At 71.1% G+C, this 11,554-nt stretch carries 4 protein-coding genes; 3 read left to right on the forward strand and 1 reads right to left on the reverse strand.

All coding sequences use genetic code 11. The features are described 5' to 3' along the window. Nucleotides 1-33: 33 nt before the first annotated feature. A complete protein-coding gene (locus tag B5F23_RS05775; RefSeq protein ID WP_087352703.1) occupies nucleotides 34-6,882 on the forward strand; it encodes an ATP-binding protein in 6,849 nt (2,282 codons plus the stop codon). After that, nucleotides 6,882-8,162, forward strand: a complete 1,281-nt coding sequence (locus B5F23_RS05780) for a hypothetical protein (RefSeq protein ID WP_087352705.1) — start codon at nucleotides 6,882-6,884, stop codon at nucleotides 8,160-8,162. Before B5F23_RS05775 ends, B5F23_RS05780 begins: the two co-directional genes overlap by 1 nt. Before the next feature lie 78 nt (nucleotides 8,163-8,240). Here B5F23_RS05780 and B5F23_RS05785 read toward each other — a convergent pair whose 3' ends face one another. Beyond that, nucleotides 8,241-9,761, reverse strand: coding sequence for an LCP family protein (locus tag B5F23_RS05785; RefSeq protein ID WP_143786370.1), 1,521 nt, complete (start codon nucleotides 9,759-9,761; stop codon nucleotides 8,241-8,243). Nucleotides 9,762-9,962: 201 nt separating this feature from the next. On the opposite strand from B5F23_RS05785, the gene guaA reads away from it, so the two are divergent. Beyond that, complete coding sequence (guaA, locus tag B5F23_RS05790; RefSeq protein WP_087352709.1) at nucleotides 9,963-11,552, forward strand: glutamine-hydrolyzing GMP synthase; 1,590 nt, start codon at nucleotides 9,963-9,965, stop codon at nucleotides 11,550-11,552. Nucleotides 11,553-11,554 lie beyond the last annotated feature (2 nt).

Genomic DNA, 11,554 nt, shown 5'->3' on the forward strand with positions numbered 1-11,554 from the left:
GGCGGGGCCGATGTCTCGGGAGAGAGGGCTTTGATGGGAAAGACGACGACCAGCTATGGTCTCACGGTGGACTTCTCGCGCTGCGCGTGGGACCTGAGGGACAGGATGCACGACAGGGGCGTCCAGACCATCCTGCTCACCAACCTGGTGTGCGAGGCGGGCCTGTGCGGCCCGGGGACGTACTTCTCCGACTGCTACAAGCTTGCCAAGACCCTCGGGCGCAAGCTCACCCGCTTCATGGACGACCTGCTCGCCGCCGTCAACGACGACGTGCTGTGCATGGGGCACTGGGTCAGCCAGGGCGGAACGGCGGTCCATGCCCTCTTCTCCTACGAGTCGACCGAGGAGCCCAGCGAGGAGCTGCTCGTGAACCTCGCCCAGTGCCTGGGGGAGATCGCGCGGGGCGCGTCCAGCGTGCTCACCCTTGAGGGGCTTGCGGAGTCGTCCGAGGTGAGCCCCGCCCTGCGGCAGCTCTCCCAGCACCTGGGGGAGGACTGGGGAAGGGTTGCCCAGGCGCTGTCCGCGACCGGAGGGGTGGTCGTCGAGGTGGCCCCGGCGGGGTCCAGCGTCGGGCACGTCGTGAGGCGCGCGGACGAGCGCGCCGGCGAGCCCTCGCCCACCTCCTCGGGGGCCTCCCAGGCCCGCCCCGCCGTGCCCGCTCGCGACGCCTTGCTGGAGCCGGGGGTGGCGATCGAGGACGTCATGGTCCCGGGCTACCCGCCGCACGCCCTCGTCAACAAGGGGTCCGGGACCTCGCGGCGTCAGGTCGCGGCCCTCAAGGCGTCCGTGCGCATCGAGGACTGGCCGCGCCGCTGCGACGAGCTCCGCCTGCTCACCGGGCACGAGGGGCTCGACGACGAGGCGTGGCTCGCCATCGTTGCCAAGCAGGTCGCGGAGTCGCGCCTCGTGAGCCCCACGGACTCCCTGCCCGGCTACGTGGAGCTTCCCCTCCTGTTTGACCGCGGGGGGCGTCCGCTCTACGCGATCCTGAGGGCCTCGTCGGACCCCCTCGACGTGCGTCCCTCCCTCACCTCGGTCATGGACCACGAGAACGCCGCGGCAAACGTCCCGCTGGGCGTCTCGCCGGGTCCCGACCGGACCTTCCATGCCCTCGACTACCTGTCGTACCTGAGCTCCCGTGCCGCGCGCAGTGCCCATCTCCTCGACAAGCGGGCGTTCGCCGAGCTCGCGGCTCGCGTGGGCGAGGGGAGGGCGCCCGAGAGGGGGACGCTCGAGGCGCTCTCGAGATACGCCCAGGCGTGGGACGAGATGAACCGCGCCCTCGAGTATCTGGGGCAGCCGGGCGTCACGACGCTTCGCCAGGTCGAGGCCCTGGCGCAGGAGTGGTCCGCGCGCGCCCTGCGGCGCGTCGACCGTCGCGAGGCCCTGCGCGAGGTCATCGAGGAGTGCTCGGAGAGGTTCAGGGCGGTCGTGCCGTGGGGCCACCCCGTCATCAACGCCGACCTCGAGGGGCTGGACGGTCCCGAGGGCCCCTCCGACCAGGACCTGAAGGGGCTCGAGGACGCCTACGTGGCCCTCGTCGAGGAGATGGGGCGCGACGAACCCTACGAGGAGCGCGGGCTCGACCTCGAGCGGGCCGAGCAGCACTTCGGGCCGCTCGGAGCGATGTTCGACATGCTTCGCTCCTCCTTCGTCGCCGACCCCGTGAGCCTCGACCGCCTGCGTCGGGCCGACGCCCCGTCCCCCGCCCTCGCGGCGGCCGACGCCACCACGGACGCGGGGTCGCGGGTCGAGGACGGGAACGGCGAGGACCTCGGGGTGTCCGGGCCCCTTCCCGACGAGGCCTGCGCCGAGGGCGCGGTCGCCCTCGTGCCGGCCGCGGCCGACGAGGGGCTCCTGATTGACGAGGTCCCCTCCTTCCACCAGGGTGACGAGGGCCCGCGGGAGCTCGCCCAGGACGAGCTTCGCCAGCTCGAGGCCCTTGCAGCCCCGACGGGTCCTACGGCCGAGCGCGTCGAGGAGCCGGCCGAGCCCGCGGAGCCGGAGGGGGCTGACCTGCGCTCCCTGTGCCCCGAGGACTACCGCGCGGGACGGGAGTCGGGCGTGCCCTGCGACTTCTCGACCCTCTTCGAGCTCGGCTCGGGCAGGGTCTGGCCGCGCGCCGAGGTGCCCGAGGGCACGGACGCGTTCGCCCGCTGCGCCCTCATGGGCGAGCGCTCCCTGCCCGACGTCCTCGCGTGCGCCGAGGAGGCGCTGTGCGACGGCGTGCGCCCCGCCCGCGTCCACCGCATCCTCGACCCCGTCCGCTCCCTCGTCCCCGACAGCCCGGGCGACCCCTCCTACCAGAGGTTCTGGTCGCTCGCGGCCCTCGCGGACCGACTCGGGCTCGCGGCCGGGGCCGTCCAGGTCGACCAGCTGGTCGAGGACCTCGAGTACCTCACGCTCGGCGAGGAGACGCTCCCCCTCGGGCCGGGCCTCGCGTGCCTGCTCGCCGAGGCAGCCCTGACCGCGCTCACCCACCGTCTCTCGGGGAGGACCGTGGGGACGTTCCAGGCCCTTCTCGCTCTCTTTGACGAGAAGGACGTCCAGAGGGCCGCGCTGCAGACGATCCCGGACGACCTCGCGGCCCTCCTCGGGCGGCTCGAGGAGAGCTACGCCTACAACCCCGCGATCGACTACTCCGCCATGACGCTCCCGGCGCTCGAGTCCGTGAGGGTGCGCGGCGGGCTCGAGTCCCTGGCGGAAGAGGCCGCGCTGGCGCGCGACACGCCCCCCTCGACGAACTACCTGCCCGCAAAGAAGTTCTGGAGCGTCATGGCGACCAGGGAGGACCCGGAGTCTCACCTTGGGGTGGGGGTGCTTCTCGCCGACATGACGGGCGGCGGCGCGCGGGCGCGCGTGGACCGCGAGGAGCTGCACGACCTCAGGGTCGACGTCGACGACTCCCTCGACGCCGACCACAGGAACCTGTTCTGGACGGCGCAGGGGCACGGCGCCTACGAGCGGATCGTTGGCCAGGCGCGGCAGTCGCTCATCTCGACCGTCCGGAAGGTCTACGACCTCTACGAGCGCTACCTCGACCTCCTCGACGCAGGGGCCGCCGCGGCGTCCCCCGGCGTGAGCGGCGACGTCGCGGCCGGGCTCGACGTCGTGCACCGGGACGTCCTCAGCTCGCTGCGCGGCCTGAACGCCGAGCGACGGGGGGCGTGGGACACGCTGGTCGAGCGCGTCATCGCCCTCCAGCAGGACTACCCCTCGGGACGGCTCGAGGCGGGCGAGGAGGCCCCGGCGGGCCTCGCGGACGCCGCCCTTCCCCCCGACCTGCGGACGGAATCCGGGCGCGCGCTCGTCGAGCTGCTGCTCCACTCCCCGGCGCTGCGCGTCGACGGGAGGTGCGAGGTCCCGGGCGCGGCGCAGCTCGAGGAGCGCGTGGGGGCGAGCTGGGAGCTGCTCGAGCAGTCGTTCACGTTCAACGTCGTGGACGAGCGGCTCTACGACCTGCTGCGTTCGACGCTCGCGCGAACGCTGGGCGTGGTCGACGCCTCGGGAGGGGCGTCGGGCGGCGAGAGGGCGACCGGGGCCGTGCTGGCGAGATGGACGCTCGCCCTCGTCGACGCCCGCCTCGATGCGCTCAGCAGGGCGCTCGTGTCCCGTGCGGCCGCGCTGCTCGAGGGGGGAGCGAGCCTCGACGAGGGTGCGCGGGCCCTCCTGGGCGACGCCGTGGCGAGCGGTGACGTGGCACGCGTCTTTGCCTACGCCGACTACGAGGTCGACAACGCGCTCATCTCGCTGGCCGCGCCCCCGAAGAGCTACGAGGACGAGTTCTATGGCGGGCAGGACGGCGCCCTCGGCCTCGTCGACCCCATCTGCCGGGCGCTGAGCGGGGCGGGACGCCCCTTCAGCTACCGCAACCTCGCCTTTGACCCCGACCTCACCAACCAGTACGGCGCCGACCGCGCCGAGGCGGCCTTCTCGTCCTTCAGGGAGCTGAGAAGGGCGATCGGCGGCCTCAAGTCCTGCGTCAGGGAGCACCGGCTCCCCGTGGACGGCCTGTCGGTGAGGACGGCGGGCGAGGGCACCTCGCCGGCGACGACCCAGGCGCTCGACCGCGTCTCCCGCTACCTGCGCGAGATCTTCGGGGAGCTTGGCTTCGAGGACGCCGAGGTCACGCCCTCGGTGAGCCACGCGGACGTGGCGGCACCGGTCTCTTCCTGGCGCCTGAGGTTCTATGCGAGCCCCTCCGACACCGACTCGCGCGGGGAGCTGGTGTGCCCGCTTCGCGAGTTCGTGACGCTCTCGGACCCCGCCGACGGGCTGGGCCCGGCGTGCGTCGAGTACGAGGTCGAGATCTTCAGGAAGTACGACGAGCTCGAGAAGGCGCTCCTGAGGGAGACGCCTCCCGGAGACGTCAGGCGCATCGCCCTCTTCCTCGCCCTCTCCGAGTCCGACATGCTCACGCCGCAGATGCGGCGCGACCTCATGCCCGCGCGGACGACGCCCAGGGACCTCAGGGCGGCCGGCATGATGGTGCTCGACGAGGTTCTTGTCGCCTACCTTGCGAGCGTGCCGAGGACCAAGCGAAGCAACGACAGGCTCTCCGCCTTCTTCCGCTGCACGCTCCCCTTCACCGCGCCGCAGCCCTACGGAGACGACATACGCCGGAGCGCGGGCTCGCAGGGGTGGGGTGGCCCCGGGGCGGGCCAGCCGCCGCTGTTCTACGGGCGCGGGACCATCCTCCAGCAGCTCAGGACCAGGGCCGGGACCACCTTCATCTACGGCGCGCGCCGCATGGGCAAGACCTCGATCCTGCGCGAGTTTGCCGCAGAGGAGCGGGCGAAGCTGCACGACCCGAAGGGCTCCGAGGGGAAGCTCGCCTGCGTGGCGTACGTCGACGCGATGGGGTTTGCCGGCGTCGACCTGGACAACTTCTGGACGCAGTTCGTGGGGCGCGCCTTCGAGCGTGACGTTGCCGGGATCAGGGAGGCGCGCAGCGCGTCCGAGGTGCGCGACGCCCTGACCGCGGCGTCCCGGGAAAAGAGCTTCTACCTGCTCATCGACGAGGCGGACGACCTGCTGCGCTATGACTCGTTCCTGCGCGTCGGGCACCCGAGGAACGCCATCATGGACAGCCTCGTGGAGTACATGCAGCAAAACGAGAAGTTCCGCGTCATCCTGGGCGGCCTCCACGCCACCATGCGCTACGCCGACGAGCGGGCCCGTCCCAACCAGACCCGAGGCCAGCTCGGGCACGCGGTTGTGGTGGGGCCGCTCTGGGAGGGCGGGGCCTACGAGGACGCGGTGCGGCTCGTCCGCGAGCCCCTCAAGATGATGGGGTACGTCCTGCGGGACGAGGACGTCCTCAAGATCCTGAGCAAGGCCTGCTACTTCCCCAACCTCATTAACATCGTCTGCGAGCACCTGCTCGTGGTCCTGCGCCAGCAGCGCCGCCCCACCTCGACGGGGACCTTCGTGCTGGTTCCCGGCGCCACGGTCGACTCGGTCCTGCGCGAGGTGACCGGAGCGCTCGCCGAGAAGTTCAGGCTCACGATCGAGCTCGACCCCGGCTACGACGTCGCGGTCTCGGCCCTCATGTCGCTCGAGGCGGACAGCGCGGCCGAGGGGAGCCCCCGACGCGCGTTCACCGCCGACGAGCTTCTCAGGCAGGTCTCCGACGCGTGCGCGGGCGGGGACGGCCAGGGGGCGCCGGCGGCGCGCGACCTTGCGGACTCGGGCCTCCTCGACAGTCTGGGGAGCGACATCGACGAGCTCGTGCGCTTTGGGATCCTCAAGAAGGTGGACGACCTCGTCATGCTGCGAGACGGCTCCATGCGCGCACTCGTCGGGCAGCGCTGGGAGAGGGACAGCGCGCGGATGGTGCTTCAGGGCGCGTGCCGGCGCTACCTCGACCGCGACGTGCTCGACGGGCGCCTCGAGGAGGGGGAGGCCAGAAACATCGTCTCCGTGAAGGACGTGGCGCTCTTCTCGCCGGTCAACGCGCGCGACGCCGCGGCCGTGGGGGTGGCCCTCAGGGAGCACGGCCACTGCGTGGTCGTGGCGGGGGAGATCGCGGGCTCGAGGCTTCTGACGGAACACCCGGGCGAGCTGCTCCCGACCCTGTGCGGTGGCCTGCGCCCCGTGCTCGCGGACGGAGCCAGCCTGCGCGGCATGCTCGGTGCCGGCCTCCCGGACGAGCTCGTGGTGGTACCGGGGGGCTGGGGCCCCGAGGAGCTCCGGGCGCTCCGGGAGGCGGGCCGGACGAGCCCGTCTTCGCTCGGCGTGCTCCTCGTGGCCTCCCCGCGCACCGCCTGGGAGCTCCGCGACGAGCTTGCCCTGGCAGACGACGTCGTCGTCCCGACCCCGTGGAGCGACTGGACGTGCCTGGCGTGGGTGAGGGGCTTCACCGAGCGCTACGAGCGGACCACGACCGGAACGATCGAGCCGCGCGCGCAGCGTGCGCTCGCCGCGCGGCTGAGGGGGCTCTGCGGTGCGCAGGCCGGCGCGGTCGCGCAGGTCGTGGAGAACGTCCCGAGCGACGGGTCGTCCTTCTCGCTGAGGCAGGAGATGGAGGCTTTCTCCGGGCGCGCGCTCGATGAGGGGGACTTCGCCTGGGTGCTCGACGGGTCCTGCGAGGGCGCGGACGTGATCGCGCGAGTCTGGGGACAGCTCGCGGGCTTTGCCGACGCGGACGCGGAGCACCCGCTCGACGTGGCGTACACGGTGCGCGACTGGCTCGACTTCATGGACGTCGACGCCGGCCTCTCCCGCGCCGACCTCGAGGCCGTCCTCTCCTGGATGGCCGAGGCGGGCCTCGCGCGCCGCGTCGATGCGGGGGACGAGGGCGCCTTTGAGATGCGCGACTGGTTCATGCACGCCCTTCTCGCCCATGCGAGAAGCGCTGAGGGGGAGCGGGGTGAGTCGTGATGGAGCGGCCCAACCCCTTCCTGAGCGTCCCGACGCTTCTGACGTTTGCCCGCGAGGTCGCGCACGACCTCGCCGCCGGGGCCCGCGTGCTCGCCGTGCTCGGCCCGTACCAGCCGCGGCAGTTCCTGCACGCCGTGGCGAGGCTCACTGCGCTGGACGAGGCCGACGTGCGGGTCCTGGGGAGCACCGTGCAGGTGCGCGACTCCTCCGGCGCGGGCTCGGCGCGCCTCGTGGTGGCGCGGGCCCTGCACGTGAGCGCCGAGCTCTACGCGGGCACCGGGTGCGAGGGCTGGTACGGGGCCGTGCGCGTCTGCCCCACGGGGCTCACGCGCACGGAGCTGCGCGGGCTCGCGTTCTCCATGATCGCGAGGGAGGAGCTGTCGGGCGCGCTGCGCACGATGGTGATCGACTTCTGCTGCGAGCTCAGCGCGGGCAGCGTGGAGACCCTGTCGGACGCGCTCGAGGTGTGCCTGAGGCCGGAGTACCGACCGCCGGCGGCCTTCGTTCACCCGGGGGTCGTCGCGGCGGAGTGCGCCCGGAGGCAGGTCGGACGCCTGCGCAGCCGGGCCGAGGCGGGTGACGGGCTGCCGGGCACGGGGCGCGCCTCGGACGCCGATCTGCTCGTCGCGCAGTTCAGGCGCTCCATCATGGGTGGCCTGTCCAGGTCGGAGCCCCTCCAGGGCGCCGCCGACCCCGGGGCCAGGTCGGTCGGGCTCGACCTCATGTGGTGGCTCAACTGGTCCTACGGGCTCTGCGCGCGTCTGGACGGGGTGTGGAGCCCCGGGTGGGGCGTGCTCATGAGCGGGGAGCGCGCCTGGGAGCCCGTGGACGACGCGGGCGCGCGCTTTGACGTGTGCCGAGCGGACACGGTCTTCTCGGACGTGGTGTCCTGCAGGGAGGCGAGCGCCATGCAGGTGGGGTTTGGCCCCGTCTGGGAGCGCTACAAGGCGCACGCGATCGCGCGGGTGCTTGACTGCGGCGGGCGACCGGAGGACGAGGTGGGGCGCTTCCTCTACAACGGGGAGCGCCGCGTCATACGGCGCTTCAGCGACATGCCCCAGGTGGGCGAGCTCGCCCAGCAGGACCCGGAGGGATGGGGTATCGCCAACGATGACGGAGTCAGCTTCCGCCTGGCCAAGGAGCTGCGCAACAACGTGAGCCACGGCCAGGTCGAGCGCGTCGGGGCGCGCGACCTCGAGGCGCTCGGGAGGATGCTCGCTGAGCTTGAGAGGTACGAGCGGAACCCGTCTGCCCCGCGCTACCGTCGCTGCTTCTGCTAAGGGACGGGGCGGCCCGCGCGCCGTGGCGCGGGCCGCCCCTGCTGAGTCCTTGGACGGGAGGTTCTTCTCGCCCCTTGCCTAGCCCACCTGGTCGGAGCCGAGGACGACGATGACGTCGTAGCTGGTGGAGTAGCCGAGCGTGTTCTCGGCAACGTTGGACGCGTCGACGCCGAGGGTCTGGGCCACGCCGAGCGCGGAGCTCCGGGCGCTGCCGTTGTAGTAGACCATGGTCGTGGTGTTCTCGGTGGAGTTGGCGTTGTCCGCGTAGGGGGAGAAGCCGGCGGCCTCGAGGTCCGAGGACTTGGAGGCGGCCAGCCCGCTCGTGGCGGTGCCGTTGAGCACGAGGACGCTGCCGGTGAAGGAGGCCTCCTCCGCGTTGCCGTCGGAGCCGTCGGAGATGTTGGTGCCGCCCCCGATGGAGATGGCGGCGTCCGACGTGAAGTCCTGGCTGGCGTCGGAGTAGGGCGACTCGCCGGCGTCGACGCGCTCCATCATGGTGCGCCAGGCGGCCTCGTCGGGCATCTCGTACCAGACGCTGTCGACGTACTCGGAGATCGTGGGCGTCTGGCCGGAGTAGATGTCCTCGTCCGCGTTGAGGTTCTGGAACTGCATGGCGAGGCCCACGATGTCGGTGACGCCGAGCGTGGTGATGACGCTGTTGGTGAGCTGGGAGACGGTGTTTGCCATGCTCACGGGGTCGAGCTGGAGGACCTTCTTGACGATGGCCGCGATGACGGCGCGCTGGTTGGCGGCACGGTAGAAGTCGCCGCCGCCGTAGGCGTCGTAGGCGTGGCGGGTGCGCACGAGGGCGAGCGCCGTGGCGCCGTCGAGCTGGTGGGTGCCTGCGGTGAGGTTGATGCCGGCGTAGGTCTCGTCCACCACGTCGACCGGAAGCGTGACCTCGATGCCCCCGATGGTGTCGACGATCGAGGTGAACTGCTCGAAGTCGATCTCTGCGTAATGGGAGATGTCGACGCCCGCAAACTCGGAGACGACCTCGACCATGTAGGCCGCCCCGCCGTATGAGTAGGCGCTGTTGATCTTCTGGTCCCCGTGGGAGCCCATGCTGACGAGCGTGTCGCGCGGGATGGACACGAGCGTGACCTTCTGCGCGGGCGGGTCGATGCGCGCCAGGATGATGGTGTCGGCGCGGAAGTTGGCCGTCGAGTCGCCCCACTCCTCCGCACGGCCCTCGCTCTTGTCGACGCCGAGGAGCAGCATGTAGAAGGGCTGCTGCGGCTCGACCGAGACGAGCTGCTCACGGAGCTCGGGGGTGATCTCGTCGCTGAGGTTGCTGTTGATGCTGGCGATCCAGGCCGCCGCGGCCACGGCGGCGCCGGCAAAGACGACGAGAAGGGAGATGAGCACGCCGCGCAGGACGCGCCCGCGGCCCTTCTTCTTGCGACGTGCGGTGTAGGCGCCCACGCCGTCCGCGCGCGACGCCGCGAGGCGTGCTGGCGAGGAGGACGATCCGGAGCGTCGGGTGGTGCGAGGCTCGGCATCGGCGCGGCCGTGTGCGGCGGCGTGACCGTATCGGCTCTCTGACCGGCGCGCTTGCTCGGCGCTCGTCATGCGCCTGTGGGGTCTTCTGTCAGCCACGAGGGCCCTTTCTGATCGTGGTGAGGCGGTCTGCGCCCCTCGGCCTTGAGTCAGTCAGACGCACAAATGATAGAGAAGCGAAGTGTGCGACGCATGTAGGGGCATAAAATCACATCTATTCTTACGAAAATGCAATAATGGTATGGATTTGTGCCGAGGGCGCCCGCGCGAGGATCGGGCGCCGAGAAGACCGGAGGTTACATGAGCGAGGCCACCCCCAAGCAGTTTGTCGCGGTTCTGGACTTTGGCGCCCAGTACGGGCAGCTGATCGCGCGCCGCGTGCGCGACCTGCACGTCTATTCGGAGATCGTCCCGTGCGACATCCCCGCCGACGAGCTCGCCGCCATGGCGCCCGCCGCGCTCATCCTCTCCGGCGGTCCCGCGAGCGTGTACGCCGACGACGCCCCGTCCATCGACCCGGGCATCCTCGAGCTCGGCATCCCCGTGCTCGGCTTCTGCTACGGCCACCAGATCATGGCCGTGACGCTGGGCGGCGAGGTCGCGCACTCCGAGGTCGGCGAGTACGGCCCGGCAAAGATCGAGCGCGTGCCCGACTCCGCGCTGTTCAACGCTACGCCGCTCGAGCAGACCGTGTGGATGAGCCACCGCGACGCCGTGAGCCGCGCGCCGCAGGGCTTCGTCGTGACCTCGCACACCGACGTGTGCCCGGTGGCGTCCATGGAGTGTCCTTCTCGCAAGCTCTACTCCACGCAGTTCCACCCGGAGGTGCGCCACACCGAGCACGGCGAGCAGCTGCTCAGGAACTTCCTCTTTGACATCTGCGGCCTCGAGGCCAGCTGGACGATGGACAACATCATTGACGAGAAGGTCGCGGAAATCCGCGCGCAGGTGGGGGATAAGAAGGTCATCCTGGCGCTCTCCGGCGGCGTTGACTCGAGCGTGGTGGCCGCTCTCGTGCACCGCGCGGTGGGCGACCAGCTCACGTGCGTGTTCGTGAACCACGGGATGCTGCGCAAGGGCGAGCCCGAGATGGTCGAGGAGGTCTTCCGCGGCCAGTTCCAGGTGCCGCTCGTGCACGTGCACGCCGAGGAGCGCTACGCGGCGCTTCTGGCCGGCGTGACCGACCCGGAGGAGAAGCGCCGCCGCATCGGCACCGAGTTCTGGAAGGTCTTCTTTGACGAGGCCCAGAAGATCGGCGACGTGGAGCTGCTGGCCCAGGGCACCATCTACCCTGACATCATTGAGTCCGGGGCGAGAAAGACCGGCGGCAAGGCGGCCACGATCAAGAGCCACCACAACCTGATCCCGTTCCCCGAGGGCGTGCACTTTGACCTCATCGAGCCGCTCGACCACTTCTTCAAGGACGAGGTGCGCGAGCTGGGCGTGGCGCTGGGCCTGCCGGCGAGCATGGTGTACCGCCAGCCGTTCCCGGGTCCGGGCCTGGCCATCCGCATCATCGGCGAGGTGACGCCGGAGAAGCTGGCGATCCTCAAGGACGCGGACGCCATCGTGCGCGAGGAGCTCGACGCCTACAACGAGCGCCTGTTCCAGGCCACGGGTGAGCGCAACAGCGAGCACAGCTGCTGGCAGTACTTTGCCGTGCTGCCCGACATTAAGAGCGTGGGCGTGATGGGCGACGAGCGCACCTACGCGCGCCCGGTGATCGTGCGTGCCGTGGAGTCGAGCGACGCGATGACCGCCGACTGGGCGAAGCTGCCGTACGACGTGATCGGGAAGATCTCGAGCAGAATCGTGGCGGAGGTTCCCGGCGTGAACCGCGTGGTGTACGACGTCACGCCCAAGCCGCCCGCCACGATCGAGTGGGAGTAGGA

It is taken from the genome of Olsenella sp. An188, assembly GCF_002160255.1.
In the GTDB taxonomy this organism is placed as follows: Bacteria; Actinomycetota; Coriobacteriia; order Coriobacteriales; family Atopobiaceae; genus Thermophilibacter; species Thermophilibacter avistercoris.

Excerpts from the sequence above, each read along its gene's own strand:
- B5F23_RS05780 (WP_087352705.1), top strand. The coding sequence starts at position 6,882 with ATGGAGCGGCCCAACCCCTTCCTGAGCGTCCCGACGCTTCTGACGTTT.
- guaA (WP_087352709.1), top strand. The coding sequence starts at position 9,963 with ATGAGCGAGGCCACCCCCAAGCAGTTTGTCGCGGTTCTGGACTTTGGC.
- B5F23_RS05775 (WP_087352703.1), top strand. The coding sequence starts at position 34 with ATGGGAAAGACGACGACCAGCTATGGTCTCACGGTGGACTTCTCGCGC.